This window comes from Enterococcus sp. DIV0574 (assembly GCF_051711125.1).
GTDB lineage: Bacteria > Bacillota > Bacilli > Lactobacillales > Enterococcaceae > Enterococcus_D > Enterococcus_D gallinarum.
Genome location: NZ_JBIOMA010000001.1, coordinates 784,147 through 807,786 on the forward strand (window position 1 = coordinate 784,147; position 23,640 = coordinate 807,786).

Sequence of the window (23,640 nt, forward strand, 5' to 3'; positions counted from 1 at the left end):
GAAGTGTTACTACTCAATAAAAAAGCGTCACAGTTAGATTTGCCTAACTGTGACGCTTTTTTATTCGCTATAGCCGATTATGGAAATTCAACATCGAATGAACCATCTTCTGTTTTTACCAACTCGGATAATAATAAATTTCTGATTGCTTCTAGATAAATTGCTTCACGCATTTGAGTGAAAGAACGGTGTGCCTCTACTTGAAACTCATAGATGGGACGGTGTTGTCCCCAGTTTCTTCCATTGATGACTGTTTTCAATTGCTGCAAGTTGTCTGATTGTTCGATCCAAAGAGTATCCAACGCTTTTAAAAGAACAATTCGCTTGAAGAACAGCTGCTGGAAACTGTCTGGCATGAATTGCTGAATGTGAGTCAAACGATCTGAAATCAGAGCTAATAAGAATTTTTTGACGGTTCGTTTATTAAATTTATCCAGTTTCTCGATTTCAAAAATATCAAAATTATAGTCCAAATTATTAAAGATGAAATCAAGGATCGCTTGTTTATTTAGATTCTCTTTCTTAGTGATGAATTGATTGATTACTTCTTCCATGCATTTGTTGAAGATTTTTTCTAACTCAACTGGCGTGCCTGTCATGATACTGTTCCTCATGCTGTACATTTTGTCTCTTTGAATGGTGATGATTGAGTCAAATTCTAGCGTTGTTTGACGTCCAGCAATTTCTTGATTTTTGCGATTGCTTTGAGACTGATTGATCAATTTATTGTATTTTTTCTTTTTTAATGGCTTGAAACCATTGGCTGATTTTTCTTGTTCAGTTAATAGTTCTCGTTCCTGGGCTGCCCATTTAGGTGCACTTTCAACAACGATTTTATCCTCCATGGATACATAAAAAATGCTATCACCAGGGTCTCCTTGACGTCCGGAGCGCCCCCGCAGCTGATTATCGATTCGGTCACTGGTCATTCGTTCGGTTCCAACTACTAACAGACCGCCGTTTTCCCGCGCGTCTTGTTCAAGTTTAATGTCTGTACCGCGTCCAGCCATTGAAGTGGCTACTGTTACGGCCCCTTTTTTGCCCGCTTCTGAGATGATCCAGGATTCTTTGGTCGCTGTTGTAGCATTTAAAAGGTTATGAGGAATTCGATGCTTTAAGAGAATCAGAGAGTATAAAGTCGACATTGAGACCGATCCTGTTTCAATCAGAACGGGACGTTCTTGGATCAAAGCATTTTTTACTGCTTCTAAAGAAGCCATGATCTTTGACTGATTGGTAACATATACGAGGTCCTGATGATCTTTTCGGCGAATGGGTTTATTCGTTGGAATTTCGATTACGTCAATATTATAAGTTTCACGAAATTCGTCAGCGTCTGTTTTGGCTGTCCCGGTCATTCCGGATAAAATCTTGAATTTTCGGAAGAGATTCTGATAGGTAATGGAGCCCATGGATCGGCTTTCCGTGGTGATCTCTACCCCTTCTTTGGCTTCGATTGCTTGATGAAGCCCAGCTTGTAGTTTTGTTCCGATCAACTTGCGCCCATTTGCTTCGTCAAGTAAAAGAATTTCATTGTCTTCCACAACATAGTCTTTGTTTAAGTGCAAGAGATAATTGGCTCGCAAGGCAATGACTAAATGGCGGTAAAGATTTTTCCATTTTTCTGAAAGAATGTTTTCGATACCTAAATAGTCTTCTGCTTTTTGAATACCTGTTTCTGTAAACCAGACGTGGCGCTTATTTTCGCTCCTTAGGTAGTCTTTCCCTTCAATCAGGCTCTTTACAAACCAATCAGATAGCGTAAAAAAGTTGGACTGGACTTTGGGAGCTCCTGAAATGATCAATGGTGTTTGAGCCATATCGAGTAATATTGCATCGATTTCATCAATCAGTACATAATTGAAGTGGGTAACGTATTGTTCATCTGGAGAAACGGCCAAGTTGTCAAACAAGTAGTCAAATCCCAATGCGCTATGGGTAGTATAGACAATGTCTGCTGCATAGACGACCTCTTTGTCGACTTCTTCTCCTTCATCTTCATGTTCGGGGACTCCAGCAGCCACGGTTAGTCCTAGAAAACGATAGACTTTCCCGGTTTCCTCAATATCCCGCAATGCTAAATAGGTATTGGAAGTAATCAAAAAATTTCCTTTGCCTCCCAGACCGTGTAAGTACATCGGCATGGTGGCTGTCAATGTTTTTCCTTCACCGGTTTTCATCTCAGCAACATTGCCATAAAAAAGAGCAATCGCGCCAAGAATTTGGACAAAATAAGGTTCCATTCCTAAGACACGACGGTCTGCTTCGACAACTACAGCATAGGCTTGTGGGAGTATACTCTCTAACTTTTTTCCTAGTTCGAGTTGTTGACGAAAAAGAATAGTTTGCATTTGTAATTCTTGATCCGACAATTGCCGATACTTGTCTGCGAGATTTTGAACCTTTCTCGCTAACCGCATATATTTGCGAAATTTTTTATCTTTCATTTTTGCTGATCCTTCCCCCAAAAATTGATAGTGTTAGCAGATTAATTTGTGTTACTGGCTAATTTAGCACGAATCATTACGTCCTCTAGTTCAAAAAGATAATCCCGCATCAAATCATTGGCTTCTAAAAAAAAGACGATTTTTCCCTTCGAAGCAGCTAGTTTCATTTTTTTGGACGCAATAAGTGGTTCCTTGTTTTGATCAAGTAACGCTTCACCAGAACTTGTTACGAAGTGAAGGGAAAACGTATAGGTTTTGGTGGTGTCCATATTATAGTAGGGAAATTCCCCATGATAGATGGACTCTTGATCAGCTACCTCCAAAGTATCTTCAGTCCGTAAAACGACAGCTTTCAAGTCTAATCTAGGACTAGGTTCATTGTCAGGAGTCCTTGATTCTACAGTCTGTGTTTCATTATTCGTCAAAGTATCTTTCAAAAAAAAGATACCTCCTAACAGCAAAACAAGAGGTATGATGAGTTCAATTAGTTTCTTCATATGAAATCCTTCTTTTTGGGGATGTTTCTACGGAATTTTCTCCCCTTTTTTTTCCAATCCTCGTCATTCTCAGATGATCATCTAAAAATGAAGCGTTGTTTTCTTATTTGAATTTAAAACGATGATACCACAATGACTAACACCACCTTTTCATTTTTTTTTTCGTTTCAACAAAAAAACAAATAAAAAAGGGGGATTTAAACTTGCTATTATTTTGTTAATCCTTACAGATGAAAAAAAAGTAAGAAAAATTGGAGATGAAAATGAAGAATCAAAAAGAACTCATTCGTAGGATCATCGCGAGTTTCTTCCTGTTGTTCATCGTTGAGATAGGAAAGCATATTCCGATTCCTTTTTTTATTTCAGAAAAGATACCAGAGGAATCAACTAGCTTGATTCTGAAATTCTTAGCAACATCAACCGGTGGAAATTTCACTGTTCCAACGCTTTTTTCTTTAGGAATGGGACCGTATATGACTGCTCTGATCATCTGGACAACGATCAGCATGATTGATACAGAAAGTATCGGAAATCTTTCCACAAAAAGAATCGGCTATATTCAACGTTGTTTGACTCTTTTATTTGCTGTCCTTCAAAGTTGCGCATTAGTGTTAAAATTTCGTTCATCAATGATCGATCAAAAAGCTGTTGGGGGATCCGTTGTCTTGTTGTTTTTAGGAGCAGTCCTTATTTTGACTGCTGGAGGATTGTTCGTTGCGTGGCTAGCCGATATCAATATCGACAAAGGAATCGGTGGTCAAAGCTTGTTTATCGTTCCAGGTCTATTGATGAACATCCCAGCTATGTTAATTTCGGGACAAACAGAATCCGTCCACTTGAGTCAAAATTTTATGATTGGTTTGGTTATAGTGACTTTAATCTTTATTTATCTAACGCTTTTCCTTTACAGTGCAGAATACCGCATCAATATTGAACGGACAGGTATTGATAGTCGCTTCAACAATTCGTATATTCCCATTCGTCTTTTGCCTGCAGGAGCGATGCCGTTTATGTTTGCGGTAACCGTCTTTTCAATGCCGCAGCTTTTACTCTTGAATGAAAAGTGGGGAGACACAGGCTTTTCGAATTTTATTACGACTTACTTTTCATTTAATAATGTGCGGGGTGTTTTCACTTATGGTCTGATTCTCTATGTTTTAGGTTATGGATTTAGTTTTATTAACGTTCGACCTTACGATATAGCCAAAAATCTTAAAGAGACAGGAGACTATATTTTAAATATTGCACCTGGTAAACAGACGGAGAGATATATATTGAAGCGATTATCTACGGTTGCATTGCTTGGCAACAGTTATCTTGTGATCATTTCAATGATTCCGTTATTGATTGGGTTGCAAAATCAGATCATTTCCAACTTAGCTTTTTATTTTGGAAGTATTTTTATGTTGATCATTATTTTAGAAACTATCACAAATGAAATACGCTTCCTCTTTTCCAGACGCACTTACCGGATTTTTTAGAGGATGTTAGGAGGCAATTCTTTGAATTATTTTATTCCCGATTGGACGACCAGCAGCGGCAATTTAGAAAGTGACTACATGATGAATGTCATTCAGCTTTTCAAGAACAATCGAGAACCGTACCACTTATTGTTATTGGAACATATCCCGTTTTTGCGCTATAAAATGCATGCGTATGGGTTAGAAGCAGCTCAGATGACTTCGCTTTACGATCGCTTGCAAGATATTCACAAGATCAATGGGTTTCCTTTAGATGTAGATGACTTGCCTCTTTCTCACAATGTGGAGAAAGTCTATACGCCTTTTGGTATCACGTTGATCAAGGAAGATCAACCATTTGGTGAAATTCGTTTCAATGCTTTTGGCTTTGCGGAACAAATGTATTTAATGACGGACCCTTACCGACAAATTCTCTTCTTCGATGATCGAGGATTTATTTCTGCAAAATCATTGCAGACAGACAATGGGGAACAAGTAAAGAGGATTTACTATAACGAATCGGGAATGGAAAAATGTGTGGAATACTTTGGAGAAAATCCGCATGTTGAGCTGATTGATTCTCAAAGAATTGGACTAAAGAAAAGTCAGTATCGAAGTATGGAGGATCTTCTCTTAGAAATGATGAATCAATTTCAATGGAATAGTGAATCCGAAGATCAACTGATCTGTTTGACAAATGAGCGGAATCTGCGATTGGTCAAAACGAATGAGCAACGAAAGCGAGTGATTCAGATCGTTTCTGATGCTCACCAACTTTCAAAGTGTGCACCAGAGGAAAAAGCAGAATTGTGGGCAGCCGAAAATAAAATTATTACTGATTCCACTAGTAATCAAACAGCGCTCTTGTCTTTAATGAGACATTCCGGTGTCAATGACCCATCTCGTATACAGCGCATACCTATTTACACAACTTCTTTCCATCTAGGCAATAGCAACTCCATTCCGCAGCTGGTTCTTTATTGGAACGCCGGTGAGCTTAACGAAGACGTTCTGAGAATCCATCACTTATTGCTGCAAAAAGTCATTCAAAATGATCGTTATGACTTAATTATCGAAACGACGACATTCCAAAGCGAAGTCGTTTTACGTGAAGCACAAAAAGAAATGGTTGATACTCACTTTGGTGTCGATAGTGAATCTGAGGAGTATCAGAAGGTACTGAAGTATTTTGAAGCAAAAAAAGCCAAGAAGTTATTTAAAACAGATGAAGAGGCGATTGAAGAGATCCGAGAAAGCGAAAACTGGAGAAATCTGGTAGAAGCAGTTGATGTCAACTTCAGGATTCACTTTCGATTGGATTCTCACCTCACGACGATTCGACAGGATTTTAATGAGACACGTTTGTATATTGATTTGTCTGCTGAAGTTGATGTGCAGAAACAAGCATTGGCAGTAAGCGCAGGAATTCCTCAGCTCGTTCGGAAGAAAACCGATTATGTTGATGACCAAAAGAATGGGCAAATCATTGGTCAAATCAGAGACCTAGATCCAGCAATCGCTTTTTATATGGATGATTTAAACAATTGGAACCAAGCACTAGTAGAAAATATCAGTTATATTGAACGATTTAGCGAAGAAAATGTCATCAAACAATGGAGGGATCTGCTCTATGGCGTCGTCTAAACAAATAAAGATATTCCATATTGCGGCTGCAGCTGTTTCTTCAGAGTGGCAAAAACAGCTTTCTTCTTTGTTTGTTTATCAATGGCTTCCGTTAGCCTATGATTTCAGAAAAGATGAGCAGGAACTGCAGCTGTTCGAGAAAGACAAATATAACAGCAAGTACCATCGAGCCCTTTTTCTACTAGAGAAAGATGCGTTGATTTTTGAAGACAAGGAGCTATTGGAACAACTGCCAGCCTATCAAATCTTTTACGAAAAAAACTGTCAGCTATCTCCCGAAGTTCAAGCGCTCTTCACATTAAAAGCAGCAAAACTGTTTGATGAACAACAGTTGGAAAATGTTTTTAGTAGCATCAATGAACAATTTTCAGCGAAGCAGCAAGGATATAAGTTATCGATGGATCACATGAAATTTAATAAAGATGTATCGTTGCAAATCACTAAAGAAGGACATGCAGCTTGTCAGGTAAAGGCACAATTGACACCAGATTATCAGCAAATCACTACTTGGAAAATGACGAACCTGATCCCTAAAGAGGAACGGACATGTTTTTATCCCGAGATCGCAAATATCCAAGGAGAGGTGATACTGAAGATCAAACTTTTTTTCATCAAAGAAAACACAAATCAGGTCATTCAAGTGATTGAGATCGCCCACGATCGCATCATAAATGGGGATCCGATTTACTTCAAATTGGATCAACAGGCATACATCAACGTCTCATTGTATGCCAAAGGAAATCAAGGACAATTTACGATCGGACAAATGCACTTGCGACGAGCAATGGCAGATGAAAGTGTCATGATTCCAGGGGGCGGCCGGATCCGGGATGATGAGCATCTGGGCGGAGAAGTGATCTATTACTTTAATCCAGGAGACCTAAAACCTCCATTAGCGGTTTATTTTTCCGGATATCGCTCTGCTGAAGGATTCGAAGGACGTGGAATGATGGGGAGCATGGGCTGTCCTTTTTTGCTGATTGGTGACCCCCGTCTAGAAGGAGGAAATTTCTATCTAGGCAGCCAGAAATTTGAACAAGAAATCGTAACAATCATATTAGAAAAACTAGCATTGTTGGGATTTCAAAAATCGGATCTCATTTTATCTGGATTGTCGATGGGCACTTTTGGCGCTCTTTATTATGCGAGTGATTTGAGTCCAAACAGTGTCATCGTGGGGAAACCGTTGACGAATCTTGGATCTATTGCACTCAATGAACGCATCAATCGGCCAACAGGATTTCCAACCTCATTGGATATGCTGCTTTACAATATTGGCTTTGTTTCAGAAGAAGCAAGTAGTCAATTGAATGGACGTTTCTGGGAAAAGTTTAAAAGTGGAGACTACAGGCAAACGACATTTGCTATCGCCTACATGAAACAAGACGATTATGACATGAAGGCATTTCCAATGTTATTTGAATTTCTAAAAAACAATTTTCCCATGACTCGTGTTCTATATAAAGGCATGATAGGCCGTCATAACGACAATAGTCCCGCCATCAACAATTGGTTTTTGAAACAATACAAGAATATTCTTGTGCATACATTTCATCGGAATATCAAGAAAATTTTATAAGAAATGGGGGAGTCGATGAATAGCATGTACCGTATCAAGTGGGGGATCGACTTTAATGATAATTACAATTATGGCGCAAAAATAGCCTACACATCCTCTGGTGACGTCGCTTATTCTTCACCTCTGATGCCTCCTGGCGTCAGTATTAAGTCCTGGTATTCGAAAACAGAATTTCACAGTAGTCGAAAATCACCTATGTTGCCGATGTTGCTGCCTGGACACGAGTACGAGTTAACACTTCATGCTGAATTCGATCGTAAAGAAGCAGTCCAGCTGCTGGTGGAATTTTTTGATAAAGACGGCTTTTTTCTTGAAAAACTGGTCTTCGAAACAACCCAGGAGAGCTTCCGTTTTCCACAAAACGCCACTGATTACCAAATTCATATGGTAAACAAGAAGCACCAACAGATTCTTTTTAAGGAATTGGTTTTATCCACTAAGGAGAACCAAGCTTTGGCGGTGGTTCCTATAGGCGCAAACTCAGGCTCAAACTCAGGAGCAAACATTGTTGCAGTTACTCCGTTGGTGGGGGAAAGTGCTGCATTATCGGTTGTATTCGAAAAACAGAATAGTTATGTCAAAGAATATTCACTTCCTGATTGTGAAGCGGGATTATTTATTGAACCCGGTGTTACGGCTGCTTCATCGTTTTTGGAAGTTTTGCTTGAACAAATCTATCAGCGAATCGATAATCCTGATCAAATCACCCTTAAAATGGGACAAAATTTTTCTTTACTGGAATCCTGTTATCACGATGATTTTTCTATACTGGCTTTATTATTTGCAAAACCAAACAAAGAAACTGAGTCAACTGAGCTTATGCATCGTTTGCAGAAAAAAATCGTACTTAATCGAAGGGCACTGAATGTATTAGAAAATTTAAAAGAAAATAGAAAAAAATCAACCTAAATAAAAGGGGGACATCATGAATTTTTTTGTAAATAAAGCAATGGGAATCGGCAATTCTGGTGTGGAACATGCACAGTTCTACCGTGCTGCTTGTTTTGATAGAAAAAATATTCCGTATAAATATATTTTTATGGAATTAGTAAAGAATCTTCATGAAGCGATGGCAGCTTGGAAGATACCAGACAATAAAGTCATCTCCATGTGGGAATATTTTGCCCTAGAAGGTGACTATTTAAGACAAGGAGCTAAAGCGAATTTTACCGCGAAACAGGACCTCTTGGTAGACGCCACGAACACGCATAGGATTAAAGAAACCATCACATCATCAGGATTGAAAATCGTTGAGCACATGGAAAAATCCCCTAGCCGAAAAAAAGAAGGGTTATTGCTAGTTTCAGATTATCGGGTAGAGATTTTTGACTATCGAACGAATCAAAGAAAAATCATGTACAGCTATCGCAATGATCCTCATCGAGGAAGAGTGATGACGAATATTCACTTGTTTGCTTTTAAGGGCAAACATCGCTTCTTTAGAAATGAAGTCTTGCTGCAACGCTTTTTCTTTAAACAATTGATGGAAGAGTTCCCAGAAACCAAAACTATCATCATTGATCGAGGAGAAGAAAGTGAGGCCGCCTTATATGATCATTGTCCTCCAGAAATCAAATTGATCGAAATAGTACATGCTGATCATTTATCTGATCGTGATGTACCTCGTGCGCCTCTTTGGAACAATTATTATGAATATGCATTGACGCATTTAGAGCAAGTTACTCACATCGTTGTTGCGACAGAATTGCAGAGACAAGATCTACTGATCGATTTTCCAAACGAATCCGAAAAAATTGTGACGATCCCTGTGGGGGGGATTCGCGATATGACAGAAGAATCATTTGAAAAAGGCAAACAACAGGCGGAGAAGTTTGTGACGGTCTCTCGCTTGGCATCAGAAAAGCACATTGATCTTGTGATACGTGCAATTGCTGCAGCAAAAAAAGAACATCCAACACTCTCTTTAGATATCTATGGTCAAGGCGGAGAAGAAAGCAAGTTGAATGCAATAATCAAGGAGCTAAATGCAGAAGAATATATTCAATTAAAAGGCCACTCCCATGCGATCAATGAGGTATATCCCAATTATGATGCCTTTATTTCTGGCTCTTTTTCAGAAGGATTTGGATTGACCTATATCGAAGCATTGAATGCGGGATTACCAATTGTGACGTACAAGGCACGTTTTGGGGCGATGGAGTTGATCAAAGAAGGGGTCAATGGGTATTTGAAAGACTTTTCCAGAAATGATGATACCTACAATGTCCAGCAACTAACAGAAGGAATTCGTCAGTTAGTCGCTACTGATTTAAACCAACTTAAAGCCAACACCCGCAAGTCTGTCCGGATGTTTCAAGACTCGATAATTGCAGAGAAATGGAGTGAGTTGATCGATGCATTATGAATTAGTCACTGTAATCCGACCCAATGACCGGATATGGATGACACAAAAATCACGAATCAAAGAAGGAAACCAAGTGTTGTCTATCTCACCAAGTCCAAATTTTCAAGCGATGCTTCAAAAAGAAGCGGTGCAGGGAATAAATATTTTAGATCAAGTCACACAACGGAGCCACGATCCAGAAACCTTTTTATTTTTTAACCAAGTCCCAACGGCTTATTGTACAGAAGTCTATATGAACGAAGATCGTACCATTTCGTTGATTACAGACGGGGATGAAATAGGCAAAGTGAGCTTATACCCTATGACTAGAAGACATGTCAAAGAGGTACGGTACTTCTATCCGGATGGCACGATAGACTTCATTGAAGAATATGCCGCTGACGGGAAATTGTTCTCAACTATTTATTATTGTAACGATCAGGTTCAAGAGATTGCTTTTTTCAATGATCAGCAGCAAAGCATCTTGAATTATTACTTTTATCAGGGAGCAATCAACTTGGTCACGATTCGTGATACTGCAACATTGAAGGTAACCCAGAAATTTAATACAACACTTGATTTCATTCGGGAACAGTTAGCTTTGCGGTTAACAGAAAATGATACCGTGGGAATTTCATACATGGGATTAGAATTGTTCGCTTTAGCAACATCTAATTCAAGAAATACCCTGTATCTGGAAGAGTCGCCTCTTGATGGCAAAGGGAATATCAAAGGAAATTTAATGAGTATTTTAGATGATCACATCCCTTACATCCATAGGGTGGAAGTGGATCAGAAGAATTATCAACTATTGGCAAATAAGAATGTTTGCATGGACAAAGTTGTCTTGAAAGGATGAAGACGAAATGAAGAAAATGAAGGTCAATGAATTGTATGAGCAAATCATGTCATTAATCAAAGAAAACAGCGGATCCATGCTCTCTTTTGAGAATGAGCAGGAGGAGGCAAAGCGCATCCTGCATCAACAAAAAGAATTGATTGATCAATTGATTCAGATCAATCAAGAGATGAAAGCAATGATCAATAAGTCAGAAAATGACATCGATCTAAATGAGATCCAATCGTTAAAAAAACAATTCAATGCGTCTTTTGAGCAGCAACAGGAAGAGCAAAACAGATTGCAAATGATTTATGAAAAACTCTTTTCTGCTTACGAGGTTGAAAAGCAAATGCTTCGGACGTATTTCTTGAATGAAACCGATCAGATCATTGATATGTTGACCTCAACCGTAGAAAGACAGGATAGCGAAGTGAGTCAATTGAGTCAAGAGCTGATTCATGAATTGCGTTCATTAGAAGAAACAGAAGTAGAAGCTAATACAGGTGCAGAGGAAAACGAACCAACAGAAAACGTTGCAGAAATGAGTGAGTCGCTATAGCTGGCAACTGATCAAATCCAATAGTTAAACACTGTATTCTTCATAGTTGTTAGCTGGAAATAAACTGGGGAGAGGTGATTTCGTTGGCAAATAATCAGTTAGATAAAACGATTCAAGCAGGATTTCAAGAAGAACGAGAAAACGTAAGAGATCACTCGGAAGAGAAAAAAAAAGGGAAAGCTGTCACCATCGTGCTTTCCTTGGTTATGTCGATCGTGATCCTTGGATCGTTGGTCTATTCTTTGTTGGAAGCATTACAGAAGTAAAAATTGGAAATAGGTCCTGCATTTTAGAAAAAAGGATTTGAAAAATATGGAAACTAGATTACTAAGCGTTTGTCGATTAATCAGTACGATCAACCCAGACTTAAAGATACCTGATACATCAGTAGTTGCTGTCAATATTGATCGCGAGAAATTAGAAGAAATCCGCAAATGTAAAGGTCTATCTGTGAAGTCTTTTGAAAGAAAGATTGGGTTATCTCGCTCACGATACTATAGGTGGGTACAATATGAAATCGACCTGCCTTTCGAAATGGTTGTTGGAATCAAGAAAATGTTGAGCATATCAGATACCGAATTGTTAGACATGTTTGCTATGTCAACAGATGAACAACTTCATCTATTAAGTGTACTGATTTATAGCTCTTTATCAACGAAAGAGGACATGTTCGTCACCTTTCTCAAAGTCAGAAAAGAGTTAGAAAAATTTCGTCCTGCTACTGAGGATAATGTGATGTTTAAACTTATGCTGGCCTATTCTGACCTCGTGTTCGGCTGTATGAACCAGAAAGTCCCACAAGCAAGTTTAGAGATGCTTGAAACATTTTTTCTCGGAACTGATTTTTATACATTGTTTGATAGTCTCTTATATTTGGCTACGTTGCGCATCAAACATCGCTATGGATTGCAATCCTCTTCTTTAGAAAAACAAATTTTTCTGTTAGAAAGCTGTCTATTAAAGAAAATAAATGCAACTGACTTTACTGAACTCCGACCAGTTTTAGTAGGAGCCGTATTGGATTTGTCGGAATGTTTGGTAGATATGCAACGCTGTGAAGATGCCATTCAATTGCTTCAACATGCGAGTCGTTTAATGGAAGAACATTGGCATATTGATGTCTACAATCAAACGGTTCTAAAGCTAGTCAAATATCTGATCCTTACAAGGAATACTTCGCAAGAAGATCCAGCTGTGCAACTGTTTTCCAAAAATTTGAAAGGTGCAGAATGGTGCTTACCAAAAGATGAAGTGATGTTTGTGCGAGCAATGATGGAAAAGGAGATGGGGCAAGCGTGAATCGGTGGGTGACGACGATCATTGAATCGAATGCAGCAGATTCAGTCAAAAAGGCGAAAGCAGATGTTTGTGACATTGCCAAGGGGATGGATTATCAGCCTTTATATATTTATCGTTATATCGATGAGAATGAAGATGATTACGCACTTACCTCGAGGATCGATGGCATTACAGCTGGTGTTGCCAATCAAGATATGGTGGTCTACCAATATCCAAGCTATAACGGTGCCCATTTCGATCGGATGTTTTTACAAAGAATGAAGCAAAGAAGGATCTATACGATCTTATTCATCCATGATGCTGAGATGTTGCGAGGGAAAGTCGACTTTGATGAAGCTGCTCTTTTCAACGAAGCCACATTATTAATCGTTCATAGTCAAGCTATGCAGACAGCCTTAGTCGAACGAGGAGTGACCCGAAAAATGGTCCAAAAACCGTTTTTTGACTATCGACACAAGGAAGTAAGTGTCAGTCATGAGCGGCCAGAAAAACGAGTTGTCTTTGCAGGGAATTTAGCAAAAACCCTTTTTTTACAGCAATGGCCCAATCGCACTGAAATTCTCGTATATGGTGAAAAGAATGATCGCCCTTTTGGCGCAAATGTCCATTATTGTGGTGTATTTGAGCAAGAAGAATTGATTCGCAAGATGGAGAAGAATGGCTTTGGTCTTGCGTGGGATGATAAATTGCCAGCTGGTGGTGACTATCAACAGTACACGAAGTATAATGCGCCTCACAAAATTTCATTGTATCTCTCATTAGGCATCCCTGTCATTGTATGGCAACAAGCAGCCATAGCAGAGATGGTACAGAAACTAGGACTTGGGATTGTTATCGCTGGGATTGAAGAAATTGACCATAAATTAGGTGAGTTAACAGATGAAGAAATGCTGCGAATGAAGAACAATGTTCTTTCATTTAGTTGCTTACTGCGATCGGGAATATTTACTAGGACTGCACTAGTGGATTCAGAAGTAAAAATACTCCTAAACAAAGGGGCAAATCAAGAATGACACAATCGATGATCACAAAGAAATTATCCGCAATCGTCCAGATCAGCGAGCTAGACCAGATGCTAGCAGAGATGAATCAAACGATCGAACAACGGGATAGTAAAATTGAGCGATTAAAGCAAATGATCTCAGAAAAAAAACAGTCCACCATTGGGTATCGCGATTTTTTTATTCTGAAGAACAGTCAAGATGAGCTGAGAGATCTCTGCCAAAAAATTGACTTGCAGCGGGTCAAAGTCAATGATCTTTTGGAACATGTACGCAATACAAAAGCGATTTTCAACGATTTGTTTTTTTTAGAAACAGAAGTCAACGAACAGGCGAAGAAAATACAAGAACTGTCAAATGCATTCTTTATTCAAGCGGAGACAAAAGAGTAGCGGCTGAAACAACAACAGAATGTTTGGGGAGCAAGAAATCATGACAAATAGGGAAGTTAGGAGGATTAGTGTGGACAAAATCATTGCATTAGACATTGATGAATTTCGAGTAGGCGTCGTTGGCTATGGTTATCAAGATGTCAGAAGTTCTGTTTATTCAGAAGTCAAAAAAAATAATCTGCAGTATCTTTTAGGAAAGAATAATGAACCGACCCACTCCAAAAACAAAGTTGGGGAACGAATTCTTCTCGGGGGAAGCGAGCAAGAAATTACTTGGGGCTTCGACAAGTTATATAGTCGACGTTCGAAGGCTTACCAAACCTTTGGAAATCCATTGGCAGCCATTGGAGACCAAAATTTTAAGACATATATCAAAACGATACTTTCTTATTTAGTAGAGAAGAGAACCTCGCTTTTCACTGAAATTGCAAAGGATTGCTTTAGCTGCTCATTGTGCATTGGCGTAGCAACAGAAAGTTTTGACCAGCTGGCAGAAATCGAGAGGCAACTGGCAGATGAATTCGAGACAGTCGTTAATGGTACCCACTATCGGATACGAATCGAACGAGTAAAACTGATTCCCAAATCGTTGGCTGTGATTTTTGAAAGTAGACGAAACGATATTCATTTAATGTTAGGCGTTGAAGAAATTCTGGCGGGATTGACTTATGTGTTTGAGATTAATGATCATTATCTAACTTGTGACAGTTATGAAAATGGCGAACTGATCAAAAGTACAAAAGTTACAGACGGCTTGTATGAATTAGCCGGCAACGTGGTACAAGCTTACCAAGAAAATGAGGGAAATCATCCCACGCCAACTTTTGATTTGGATGCTGGGGTAATCTACGATATGCTGGTCACAACGAAGAAGAACAATCCATTTATTGTGACGATCAATGGACGTCAGACCGTCGATTTAACCGAAATCGTTAAAAAAGAGCTGACGGCTTTGACGGATCAATTCATTGATTATGTCAATAGTGATCAGGATGTTCAATATGCGGATACAATACTGATCCGGGATATTTCTGCAGGAACGATCAATGAAAACACAGTGAATCAGGTATTAGCTAAAATGGGGCTATCTTGTAAAGTGTTTAATAATAAAAATGCGCTGGGAATGTATTTATTTGGGGAATTGTTCTGGCAAGACCAACCGAAGACTTCGGCTGATCGCTTTGAGGATAGCCGTCCATCAGCTATGAATCATGGTTTTTCAGAACCGGAAGTGCGTGCAGAATCTGCACCAATCGAAGAGTACGTCGAATCAACTAACCAAATTGATTCCGAGCTATCAGAAGTTACCGAGCAAAAGAGTCATTATCGAAGCTCATCTGTGGAAGCAATTTTTGCAGAACAGTCAGAATTGCTTAAATTCTTGATCAATGATGACAAGGAGCCTTCCATTTAGCAATGAAAAAGAGAATTTTGATCGATAAACGATCAAGATTCTCTTTTTCTCGTGATTGGGTTTTTTTGCTTAAATCCGATACTCGAATAGGGCAAGAATTGGTCATCGGCAATCATCTGTCAGCCAAACTGTCGCAGATGAATGAAGAATCATTCTGTGCTTTAATCTTCTTCGGAGGTTTGCTCCTTCTGATTGCTGGTATCTTCAGCTACCGTCACCGTAAAAAAAATCTTTGGGGAAAATCAATTTATCTGGTTCAGAAATGTTTTTTCTCAAAGGTTTTTGATTACTGGTTATTTTATAAGGACACCTAAAATCTGTTTAAATTTTTGGCTCATTTGCTGTGCAGATGGTACACTAGAGTCAAGGGAGGGATCCTATGCTTTGGCTGATAATTGTACTTATTGGACTGATTGCTGGGTTATACTATATTTACCGAACTGCAGTCCTAAAAAAAGGTGTACGTTATTTTGTATCTGCTCTGATCATGCGCAACAACCATTGGTATGAAAAAGAAGGCAGAAAACAACTTGTTCCTTCGGGACAGCGATCACAGGAAGCACCTTCAACTTTCTGGCAAGAAGGGTCCGAATGTACCCTTACTGCAACGGATGATGTTCTGTTACATGCACGGGTCTTTGATCAGTGTGCCAAAACATGGGTGATTTGTCTTCATGGCTATCGCAGTTCTGGACAAGTCGATTGTCAAGATGCCGCGGAACGCTTGTGGCAAGCCGGACACAATGTCTTAGTGCCAGATCTTCGCGGACACGGGCAAAGTGAAGGGCTTCAAATCGGGTTAGGCTGGTTGGATCGCTTAGATCTGATTCTCTGGATCGAGAAATTAGTTGAAAAAGATGCACAATGCCAGATTTTCTTGTATGGTCAAGGGATGGGGGCCGCAACAGTCCTCTTAGCGAGTGGAGAAGTATTGCCTATTCAAGTTCGAGGATTGATTGCAGACAGCAGCTATACCTCGATCTATAGTTTGATACGAGCCAATTTACCGCGTCTTTCTGGATTACCCGTCAAACGGTTCCTGCGTATGGCAAATCGTTACAGTAAACAATTAGTAGGGTACCCATTTCTACAGATCTCTGTCACACGCCAACTAGGCAGTAACCATTTACCTGTTTTATTTTTACATGGTTCTGAAGATCCATTTGTCTCAGCAGAAGAAACAGACACATTGATGGAAGCAACTGCTGGGGAAAAAAAACGAGTCATTTTTCCAAAGATGGGCCATCTTCAAGCGGTCACAGAAAGTCCAGAATATTGGCCGACTATTCTACAATTTATCCAGGCAACAGAGTAATAGTGCATTTGAATTTTTTTAACTAGAAAGGAATGTGAAAAAATGGAAATCAAAGAAGAAAACAAACGTTTTGCCTTATACGATGACGGCAAGGAAATAGGAGAAATCACCTGGCAAGAGGCGCCAGACGATGTGTTGGTGGTTGATCATACATTTGTTGATTCTGCGTATCGCGGTCAGAAGTTAGCACAAAAATTACTGAATGCGGTGGTAGAAAAAGCGCGCCGCGAAGATCGAAAAATCATGCCAGTTTGTTCATTCGCTGTCAAAGAGTTCAAAGAAAAATCAGAATATGATGATGTATTGGCTCGCTGAATTTCGGTAGAAAATGATTGAGACAACAGTCGTGCAACAACGATTTTTATGTTGCTGTACGGCTAGTGTCTTTTTTTGTTCCGGGATTTAGTAGTTGTCTTGTTTGGATGCAGGGAACATCGCCATAGCATCAATAAAATATACTGGAAAAAAGGTCCCGAATGTGGTAGAGTTAGAAGGACGATTCTAGCAAGCAAGGAGGAGCTATCGTGTACAATATATTATTAGCAGCAGTGATTGTGATTTCTGTGATCATGGTTATTACGATTATGATGCAACCAAGCAAACAAAATAGTGCTGCCAGCGCGTTTACGGGTGGAGCAGACCAATTGTTCGGTAAACAAAAAGCGCGTGGATTTGAAGCGGTAATGCAACGTTCAACTGCCATTTTAGGCTTTGTATGGATGGTCTTGCTATTTCTTTTGGCCTATTTGTCATCAAAATAATTGGATGAAATTTGGAACCTCTCGGCTGCGAGGGGTTTTTTCTTTGCCAAAAATCTTATGAACGCATTTATCGTTGAAATCATCGAACTATGGTAGAATTGGACGTGAGGTGAAACGAAGAAATGAAGAATTTTAACCAACCAAAACCAGTGTTTGCTCCCCACGGAGATCGGGCAGTGATTTTGTTCCATGCTTATTCTGGTAGTCCCAATGATGTGCGGATGCTTTGCCGGTTTTTAGAACAAAAAGAGTATACTGTTTATACACCGATGTTTTCGGGTCATGGGACAACAAACCCTGAAGATATTTTGAATCAAGGAATTCAACAATGGCGAGCAGATGCCAAAGCAGCGATTGAATTTTTGAAAGAAAAAGGTTACCAAAAAATTGCTGTGTTGGGATTGTCAATGGGAGGCATCTTTGCCATGAACAGTTTGACACAAGCGGAACCTGCGCTAATCGGTGGTGGGCTATTCTGTTCACCGCTCTTTGAAACAAAGAATGATGTGCCGCGAAATTTTGAAAAATATGCAGAGATGATTCTGGAATACTCTTCTTATTCATCCGAAGAGCAGCAAATGATTTTGGCTCGCGTACCGCAACAAGTCAGAGCTCAGCTGCTAGAAATTGAATCGATTGGGCAAGAAACAGCAACTAATCTTGACACGATCGATGTGCCTGTTTTTCTTGCACAAGCAGGAAGAGACCGTATGATTGATCCTCAGACGGTTTTTCGCACAGCAGCAGCATTGTCTCATGTGCCCTACACATTACAGTGGTATCCACATAGTGGACATGTAGTGACTGTCGGCCCAGAACGAAAAAAATTAGAACAAGATGTTTGGGCTTTTCTGGAAAGCCTCGCTTGGGAAGGGTAAAAAATGAAAGAGACGATTAAAACAAAAATTATTCAGTTCATGGAAGAAAGCCGCAAGAAAAGCTTTTCCATGGAAGAAATTGCCGAAGCATTGCAACTGCAAAAAAGCGAGGATTTCAAAAATCTTGTTCAAACAGTAGCCGCAATGGAACGAGAGGGGAGCATTCTCTTCAATAAGAAAGGCAAAGTCAAATTGCCAATGCAGCGAGTCTTAGTTGAAGGAACATTCCGAGCAAACGAACGAGGCTTTGGATTTGTGAGTATCGATGAGGAAGAAGAAGACATCTATATTCCTAAAGAATCGACTGGCTATGCGATGGATGGAGATACAGTTGCTATCGACATACTTCATGCTGCTGATCCTTTTTCCGATAAAGGGGCAGAGGGCAAAGTCGTTGAAATCCGCAAACGGGCAGTCACACAAGTTGTCGGTGAGTTTACACTCTTTGATGAAGCGGAGATCCAAGAAACAGACCTCTATGGAGTCGTTCAGCCAAAAGATAAAAAAATGAATGAGTTAAAAGTATTCATCGGTGCAGAAGGCGTTCGTCCGGTAGATGGCAGCATTGTGATCGTTGAGATCACTCACTATCCGGAGAAAGGCTACTCTAAAAGCTTGGAAGGACTAGTCAAAAAAGTAGTTGGTCATAAAAATGATCCTGGAATGGATATTTTGTCGATCGTCGTAGCTAACGGCATTCCGACAAAGTTTGAAGAAGCAACATTAGCGGAAGCTGATGCAGTTCCTGATGCCATTGATCCAGCACAATTCCCAGAACGTCGTGACCTGCGGGAACAATTGATTGTCACGATCGATGGGGCAGATGCGAAAGACCTTGATGATGCGGTCACCGTTCGTAAATTAGCCAACGGCAACTTTTTCTTAGGGGTCCATATCGCAGATGTTTCTTATTATGTGACAGAAAACAGTGCCCTAGACAAGGAAGCTTTTGAACGAGGCACCAGTGTCTATCTGACCGATCGGGTCATTCCTATGATCCCTCAGCGGCTGTCAAATGGTATCTGCTCACTGAATCCTCACGTTCCGCGGTTGACAATGAGTTGTGAGATGGAAATCGATTCTTCAGGTAAAGTGATCAAACATGAGATTTTTCAAAGCATCATTCAAACAACAGAACGAATGACTTATCAAGCAGTAAATGAAATCTTGGAAGACCAAGAGCCTGAGACAATGGCTCGTTATGCCTCGCTTGTTCCGATGTTTAAGGAAATGGCTGAATTGCATCAAATCTTAGAAGCGATGCGCGTTCGGCGGGGGGCAGTTTCTTTTGAGGATCGTGAAGCCAAAGTATTGGTTGACGAAGCAGGGCATCCTCAGGACATCCTTCTTCGCGAACGAGGAGTTGGCGAACGATTGATTGAGTCCTTTATGCTGGCTGCTAATGAAACAGTGGCAGAGCATTTCAACAAACGTCGATTGCCGTTCATTTATCGGATCCATGAAGAACCAAAAGAAGAAAAAATGCGGCGCTTTTTTGATTTTGCTTCTGCGTTAGGAATTGTTGTCAAGCAGACAAAAGGCTCCATCACGCCCAAAGATCTACAAAAAGTCGTGGAAGATGTTGCAGATAAACCTGAAGCGATGGTGGTCAACACCATGCTGTTGCGAAGTATGCAACAAGCAAAATATTCTGAAGATAACTATGGGCATTATGGACTGGCTGCAGACTACTATACCCACTTCACATCACCGATCCGCCGATACCCCGATTTGATCGTTCATCGGCTGATTCGTTCATACAGTACGGATCCGTCAGAAAGCAATCAAGAAAAGTGGGAGCAGAACCTTCCAGATATTGCTTTACACAGTTCACAAATGGAGCGAAGAGCAGTGGAAGCAGAACGTGAAGTAGATGCTCTTAAAAAAGCTGAATTTATGGCCGATAAAGTAGGAGAAGAGTTTGACGGGATTATTAGCTCAGTAGTAAAATTCGGACTTTTCGTGGAGTTGCCGAATACCATCGAAGGGTTAATCCATATTACTGCATTGAAACAAGATTACTTCCATTACTTGGAAAACCACCTCGCATTAGTAGGTGAACGTACTGGGCAAACGTTTAAGATCGGACAAAAAGTCCGCATCAAAGTGATCAAAGCGGATCCAGAGACTCGCGAAATCGATTTTGAATTGATTGAAGCAGAAGAAGTCATACGAATCCAACAGCCTAAAAAAAAGCAAAATAAAGAAAACAAACAGCGAAGACAAACCTCAGATCGACAGAAAAAAGAAAATTTACGGGGAAAATCTTCTCGTAAAAAGAAAAAAAACGGAAATTCAAAAAAGAAACCTTTCTATAAAGGAATTAAGAAAAAGTAGGAGGGATGACCGTTGCCTAAGGGAGAGGGCAGACTAATTGCCCAAAACAAAAAAGCTCGTCATGACTACACGATCCTTGATACGATCGAAGCAGGGATCGTGCTGCAAGGAACTGAGATCAAATCGATCCGCAACAGTCGGATCAATCTAAAAGACGGCTTTGTTCGTATCCGTAATGGAGAAGCCTATTTGTATAATGTTCATATAAGTCCTTATGAACAGGGGAACATTTTTAATCATGATCCTTTGCGTACAAGAAAATTGTTACTGCATAAAAAGCAGATTGCTCGGTTAATCGGTGAAAGCAAAAATACAGGAATGACCATTGTTCCGCTAAAAGTTTATATCAAAGATGGTTATGCCAAAGTTTTGATCGGCTTAGCCAAAGGAAAACGCGAATATGACAAGCGAGAAACCCTAAAACGAAAAGATCAGGAACGGCAAATTGATCGTGCTCTTAGAAACTTTTAATCTTCTAAGAAGTTCTTTTAGAATCATTTAAAGTGTATTGCTTTGAGATTAGGGAAAAATTTGGTAGCATTTAAGGCAAAGGTACTGATGTACCAAGCTTTTCATGAAATTTCACGACAGTGTTTCAATTAAGTTTTTTTTCGAATTTTGGCAGAAAAACTTTTTTGTCTAATTTTCTTGAAAATACTTTGAAATTTTCTTGTCGTGGTGGTATGATACCGATTGTTATGAGAGGAAACGCATTGTAACACCAGATATTTTCTGGAGATGACAGGAAAAGAGGTGAGAAAGATTGGATGAAAAATCGCTTATGTTTCACATCGGTCCGATTTGGTTTGATGGAACTGTAGCAATGATGACAATCATTTCTTGTATAATTGTTTTTTTGGTGGTGTTCATTTGTACACGAAATTTGCAAATGAAGCCAAAAGGAAAGCAGAACTTTATTGAATGGGTCATTGATTTTGTTCGCGGAATCGTAGCTGACAATATACCAGGATCGCAAGTGAACAACTTTCATTTGCTGGGTGTAACAATGTTTCTTTTTGTGTTTGTGGCGAATGAAATTGGGCTGGTCACAAAGATCGTGACAGCTGATGATGTCTCTTTATGGAAGAGTCCCACAGCGGATCCTTTTGTCACCTTGACACTTGCACTTATGGTTATTAGTTTGACACATTTCTTTGGTATCAAAACGCTTGGTTTCAAAAACTTTATGATCAATTCTTACTTGAAACCAGTTGGTTTCTTATTACCATTGAAAATTATCGAAGAATTTACAAATGTTATTACTTTGGGCTTACGGCTTTATGGGAATATTTTTGCTGGAGAGGTCTTGTTAGGGTTGATAGCGAATATGTTCACAAGTCTAGGTTGGTGGTCATTGCCTATCGCGATGCCGCTTGAAATGATTTGGATTGGCTTCTCATTGTTTATAGGCGCCATCCAAGCCTATGTATTTGTCACATTGACCATGGTATTTATGAGCCACAAAATCGTGGCGGAACACTAATCAAAACAAACACTTTTAGGAGGAAAAACAATATGAATTTCATCGGAGCAGGATTAGCAATTATCGGAGCAGCAATTGGTGCAGGTTATGGTAACGGACAAGTAATCGCCAAAACGATCGAATCAATGGCACGTCAACCTGAAATGTCAGGTCAATTACGTTCAACAATGTTTATCGGGGTAGCGCTAGTCGAAGCTGTGCCTATTTTGGGGGTAGTTATCGCGTTGCTATTAGTCTTCCAAGGCTAAACGTGAAAAAGGCAGAAACGAACAATGCACTCGTTTTTGCTTTTTTAAATGAGAGAATTACTTTCAGAAAGGAAGAGTCGTTATGCTAAATCACTTGGTTCTAGCAGAAGTAAAAAATGCTATGCTTGGCAATATTATTCTTGTCAGCGGCTCAATTCTTCTTTTGCTATTCTTGTTGAAACACTTTGCATGGGATGCCATTAGTAGCATGATGCAAAAACGGGAAGAAAAAATCGCCAATGATTTGGATTCAGCGGAACAATCCCGCTTGAATGCAGCGAAACTGGAAAAAGAACGCCAAGAAAAATTGGCCAATTCCCATTCAGAAGCTGCGGAGATCATCAAAAGCGCCAAAGACAGCGGAGAATTGAGTCGCCAAAATATTTTGAACGAGACCAAAGAAGAAGTTTCTCGTTTGAAAGAAAAAGCTCACTCAGATATCACGCTTGAAAAAGAAGCTGCGTTAAAAGAAGTCAAAGATGATGTTGCAGATCTTTCACTTCAAATCGCAGAAAAAATCTTGGGCCGTGAATTGACTCCCGAAAATCATGAATCTTTAATTAATCAATATATCGAAGGATTAGGTTCAGTCAATGAAACTCGATAAATTTACTGTAGGTAAACGCTATGGCAAGGCGTTGTTCGAATTGGCGATGGAAGAACAACGAGCTGAAGCTGTTTATCATGAGTTGATGACACTACGTCAGATTTATCAAGAGATTCCGATGTTTGGCCAAATCGTGACCGATAATCGTTTGGATCTTCATGAAAAAAGAAAACTTGTTGATCAGTTATTTAATAACTTTGATGGATTAGTCAAAAATTTTCTTGAGATCGTGTATGAATATAATCGTATGAACGACCTATTGCTGATCATTGATGAGTATGAACGCCGCTATGACGAGCAGCAAGGTTTAGTCAGTGGTACGGTGACCACAGCAGTTGCATTGTCGTCAAGTCAAAAAGAACAATTGTCGAAACAAATCGCACAGACGCTCGGCTACCAGAAAGCAGTGCTTTCAGAAAAAGTTGATCCAGCCATTTTAGGTGGGGTCATCGTGGAAGCCAATCATCAAGTGATCGACGGTAGTATTAAGAGCCAACTGGATTATCTGCGACAACAGATCGGCAGATAAACAAG

Annotated in this window: 25 protein-coding genes; 23 read left to right on the forward strand and 2 right to left on the reverse strand. The window is 39.7% G+C overall.

Annotated elements, in window-relative coordinates; all coding sequences use genetic code 11:
- Positions 1-77: 77 nt before the first annotated feature.
- Both secA2 and IGJ45_RS03830 read right to left on the reverse strand, forming a co-directional pair.
- Positions 78-2,447: an accessory Sec system translocase SecA2 gene (gene secA2, locus IGJ45_RS03825; protein ID WP_156248167.1), complete on the reverse strand. Its 2,370-nt coding sequence runs from the start codon at positions 2,445-2,447 to the stop codon at positions 78-80.
- 41 nt (positions 2,448-2,488) lie between these two features.
- Positions 2,489-2,944, reverse strand: coding sequence for a hypothetical protein (locus IGJ45_RS03830; protein ID WP_103300956.1), 456 nt, complete (start codon positions 2,942-2,944; stop codon positions 2,489-2,491).
- Between the two features lie 263 nt (positions 2,945-3,207).
- Between IGJ45_RS03830 and IGJ45_RS03835 the strand changes: the two genes are divergently transcribed.
- From IGJ45_RS03835 to atpH, 23 genes are all read left to right on the forward strand, one after another.
- Complete coding sequence (locus tag IGJ45_RS03835; RefSeq protein ID WP_103300955.1) at positions 3,208-4,425, forward strand: accessory Sec system protein translocase subunit SecY2; 1,218 nt, start codon at positions 3,208-3,210, stop codon at positions 4,423-4,425.
- Positions 4,426-4,446: 21 nt separating this feature from the next.
- Positions 4,447-6,048 carry an accessory Sec system protein Asp1 gene (gene asp1 / locus IGJ45_RS03840; RefSeq protein WP_230321091.1) on the forward strand — a complete coding sequence of 534 codons (1,602 nt, stop codon included), beginning with the start codon at positions 4,447-4,449 and terminating at the stop codon, positions 6,046-6,048.
- The gene (gene asp2 / locus IGJ45_RS03845; protein WP_257602463.1) at positions 6,035-7,627 is read left to right on the forward strand and encodes an accessory Sec system protein Asp2; all 1,593 of its coding nucleotides are present in this window, start codon (positions 6,035-6,037) and stop codon (positions 7,625-7,627) included. Before asp1 ends, asp2 begins: the two co-directional genes overlap by 14 nt.
- A gap of 15 nt (positions 7,628-7,642) precedes the next feature.
- Positions 7,643-8,536, forward strand: a complete 894-nt coding sequence (gene asp3 / locus IGJ45_RS03850; protein WP_138371633.1) for an accessory Sec system protein Asp3 — start codon at positions 7,643-7,645, stop codon at positions 8,534-8,536.
- Positions 8,537-8,552: 16 nt separating this feature from the next.
- Positions 8,553-9,992, forward strand: coding sequence for a glycosyltransferase (locus IGJ45_RS03855; RefSeq protein WP_003127567.1), 1,440 nt, complete (start codon positions 8,553-8,555; stop codon positions 9,990-9,992).
- A complete protein-coding gene (locus IGJ45_RS03860) occupies positions 9,982-10,830 on the forward strand; it encodes a DUF2963 domain-containing protein (protein ID WP_003127568.1) in 849 nt (282 codons plus the stop codon). The genes IGJ45_RS03855 and IGJ45_RS03860 overlap by 11 nt, the downstream gene beginning before the upstream one ends.
- Before the next feature lie 7 nt (positions 10,831-10,837).
- On the forward strand, positions 10,838-11,371 hold the full coding sequence (locus tag IGJ45_RS03865) for a hypothetical protein (protein WP_103300951.1): 534 nt from the start codon (positions 10,838-10,840) through the stop codon (positions 11,369-11,371).
- Positions 11,372-11,445: 74 nt separating this feature from the next.
- Positions 11,446-11,637, forward strand: coding sequence for a hypothetical protein (locus IGJ45_RS03870; RefSeq protein ID WP_003127570.1), 192 nt, complete (start codon positions 11,446-11,448; stop codon positions 11,635-11,637).
- Between the two features lie 46 nt (positions 11,638-11,683).
- Positions 11,684-12,670: a helix-turn-helix domain-containing protein gene (locus IGJ45_RS03875; protein ID WP_081131225.1), complete on the forward strand. Its 987-nt coding sequence runs from the start codon at positions 11,684-11,686 to the stop codon at positions 12,668-12,670.
- Positions 12,667-13,683 (forward strand): hypothetical protein, encoded by a 1,017-nt coding sequence (locus tag IGJ45_RS03880; protein ID WP_349703925.1) that lies wholly within the window; start codon positions 12,667-12,669, stop codon positions 13,681-13,683. The genes IGJ45_RS03875 and IGJ45_RS03880 overlap by 4 nt, the downstream gene beginning before the upstream one ends.
- Positions 13,680-14,063, forward strand: a complete 384-nt coding sequence (locus IGJ45_RS03885; RefSeq protein ID WP_003127574.1) for a hypothetical protein — start codon at positions 13,680-13,682, stop codon at positions 14,061-14,063. Before IGJ45_RS03880 ends, IGJ45_RS03885 begins: the two co-directional genes overlap by 4 nt.
- Before the next feature lie 70 nt (positions 14,064-14,133).
- The gene (locus tag IGJ45_RS03890; RefSeq protein WP_279282477.1) at positions 14,134-15,477 is read left to right on the forward strand and encodes a hypothetical protein; all 1,344 of its coding nucleotides are present in this window, start codon (positions 14,134-14,136) and stop codon (positions 15,475-15,477) included.
- A gap of 2 nt (positions 15,478-15,479) precedes the next feature.
- A complete protein-coding gene (locus IGJ45_RS03895; protein WP_208774862.1) occupies positions 15,480-15,791 on the forward strand; it encodes a hypothetical protein in 312 nt (103 codons plus the stop codon).
- A gap of 65 nt (positions 15,792-15,856) precedes the next feature.
- Positions 15,857-16,792: an alpha/beta hydrolase gene (locus IGJ45_RS03900; protein WP_103300947.1), complete on the forward strand. Its 936-nt coding sequence runs from the start codon at positions 15,857-15,859 to the stop codon at positions 16,790-16,792.
- 12 nt (positions 16,793-16,804) lie between these two features.
- Positions 16,805-17,107, forward strand: coding sequence for a GNAT family N-acetyltransferase (locus tag IGJ45_RS03905; protein WP_225585961.1), 303 nt, complete (start codon positions 16,805-16,807; stop codon positions 17,105-17,107).
- Positions 17,108-17,316: 209 nt separating this feature from the next.
- On the forward strand, positions 17,317-17,553 hold the full coding sequence (gene secG / locus IGJ45_RS03910) for a preprotein translocase subunit SecG (RefSeq protein WP_003127578.1): 237 nt from the start codon (positions 17,317-17,319) through the stop codon (positions 17,551-17,553).
- Positions 17,554-17,675: 122 nt separating this feature from the next.
- Positions 17,676-18,431: an alpha/beta hydrolase gene (locus IGJ45_RS03915; protein ID WP_349703926.1), complete on the forward strand. Its 756-nt coding sequence runs from the start codon at positions 17,676-17,678 to the stop codon at positions 18,429-18,431.
- A 3-nt stretch (positions 18,432-18,434) separates the two neighbouring features.
- Positions 18,435-20,768, forward strand: a complete 2,334-nt coding sequence (rnr, locus tag IGJ45_RS03920) for a ribonuclease R (RefSeq protein ID WP_103300945.1) — start codon at positions 18,435-18,437, stop codon at positions 20,766-20,768.
- A gap of 12 nt (positions 20,769-20,780) precedes the next feature.
- Positions 20,781-21,239 carry an SsrA-binding protein SmpB gene (gene smpB / locus IGJ45_RS03925; RefSeq protein ID WP_003127581.1) on the forward strand — a complete coding sequence of 153 codons (459 nt, stop codon included), beginning with the start codon at positions 20,781-20,783 and terminating at the stop codon, positions 21,237-21,239.
- A 292-nt stretch (positions 21,240-21,531) separates the two neighbouring features.
- Positions 21,532-22,251, forward strand: a complete 720-nt coding sequence (atpB, locus tag IGJ45_RS03930) for a F0F1 ATP synthase subunit A (RefSeq protein ID WP_003127582.1) — start codon at positions 21,532-21,534, stop codon at positions 22,249-22,251.
- A 32-nt stretch (positions 22,252-22,283) separates the two neighbouring features.
- Positions 22,284-22,499 carry an ATP synthase F0 subunit C gene (gene atpE, locus IGJ45_RS03935; protein WP_003127584.1) on the forward strand — a complete coding sequence of 72 codons (216 nt, stop codon included), beginning with the start codon at positions 22,284-22,286 and terminating at the stop codon, positions 22,497-22,499.
- A gap of 82 nt (positions 22,500-22,581) precedes the next feature.
- Positions 22,582-23,106, forward strand: a complete 525-nt coding sequence (atpF, locus tag IGJ45_RS03940) for a F0F1 ATP synthase subunit B (RefSeq protein WP_003127585.1) — start codon at positions 22,582-22,584, stop codon at positions 23,104-23,106.
- A complete protein-coding gene (gene atpH, locus IGJ45_RS03945; protein WP_349703927.1) occupies positions 23,093-23,635 on the forward strand; it encodes an ATP synthase F1 subunit delta in 543 nt (180 codons plus the stop codon). The genes atpF and atpH overlap by 14 nt, the downstream gene beginning before the upstream one ends.
- Positions 23,636-23,640 lie beyond the last annotated feature (5 nt).

What these genes read in the sequence shown, in the direction of transcription:
- secA2 (WP_156248167.1), bottom strand. Translation starts at nt 2,447, where the DNA reads ATGAAAGATAAAAAATTTCGCAAATATATGCGGTTAGCGAGAAAGGTT.
- IGJ45_RS03830 (WP_103300956.1), bottom strand. Translation starts at nt 2,944, where the DNA reads ATGAAGAAACTAATTGAACTCATCATACCTCTTGTTTTGCTGTTAGGA.
- IGJ45_RS03835 (WP_103300955.1), top strand. Translation starts at nt 3,208, where the DNA reads ATGAAGAATCAAAAAGAACTCATTCGTAGGATCATCGCGAGTTTCTTC.
- asp2 (WP_257602463.1), top strand. Translation starts at nt 6,035, where the DNA reads ATGGCGTCGTCTAAACAAATAAAGATATTCCATATTGCGGCTGCAGCT.
- asp3 (WP_138371633.1), top strand. Translation starts at nt 7,643, where the DNA reads ATGAATAGCATGTACCGTATCAAGTGGGGGATCGACTTTAATGATAAT.
- IGJ45_RS03855 (WP_003127567.1), top strand. Translation starts at nt 8,553, where the DNA reads ATGAATTTTTTTGTAAATAAAGCAATGGGAATCGGCAATTCTGGTGTG.
- IGJ45_RS03860 (WP_003127568.1), top strand. Translation starts at nt 9,982, where the DNA reads ATGCATTATGAATTAGTCACTGTAATCCGACCCAATGACCGGATATGG.
- IGJ45_RS03865 (WP_103300951.1), top strand. Translation starts at nt 10,838, where the DNA reads ATGAAGAAAATGAAGGTCAATGAATTGTATGAGCAAATCATGTCATTA.
- IGJ45_RS03875 (WP_081131225.1), top strand. Translation starts at nt 11,684, where the DNA reads ATGGAAACTAGATTACTAAGCGTTTGTCGATTAATCAGTACGATCAAC.
- IGJ45_RS03885 (WP_003127574.1), top strand. Translation starts at nt 13,680, where the DNA reads ATGACACAATCGATGATCACAAAGAAATTATCCGCAATCGTCCAGATC.
- IGJ45_RS03895 (WP_208774862.1), top strand. Translation starts at nt 15,480, where the DNA reads ATGAAAAAGAGAATTTTGATCGATAAACGATCAAGATTCTCTTTTTCT.
- IGJ45_RS03900 (WP_103300947.1), top strand. Translation starts at nt 15,857, where the DNA reads ATGCTTTGGCTGATAATTGTACTTATTGGACTGATTGCTGGGTTATAC.
- IGJ45_RS03915 (WP_349703926.1), top strand. Translation starts at nt 17,676, where the DNA reads ATGAAGAATTTTAACCAACCAAAACCAGTGTTTGCTCCCCACGGAGAT.
- rnr (WP_103300945.1), top strand. Translation starts at nt 18,435, where the DNA reads ATGAAAGAGACGATTAAAACAAAAATTATTCAGTTCATGGAAGAAAGC.
- atpE (WP_003127584.1), top strand. Translation starts at nt 22,284, where the DNA reads ATGAATTTCATCGGAGCAGGATTAGCAATTATCGGAGCAGCAATTGGT.
- atpF (WP_003127585.1), top strand. Translation starts at nt 22,582, where the DNA reads ATGCTAAATCACTTGGTTCTAGCAGAAGTAAAAAATGCTATGCTTGGC.
- atpH (WP_349703927.1), top strand. Translation starts at nt 23,093, where the DNA reads ATGAAACTCGATAAATTTACTGTAGGTAAACGCTATGGCAAGGCGTTG.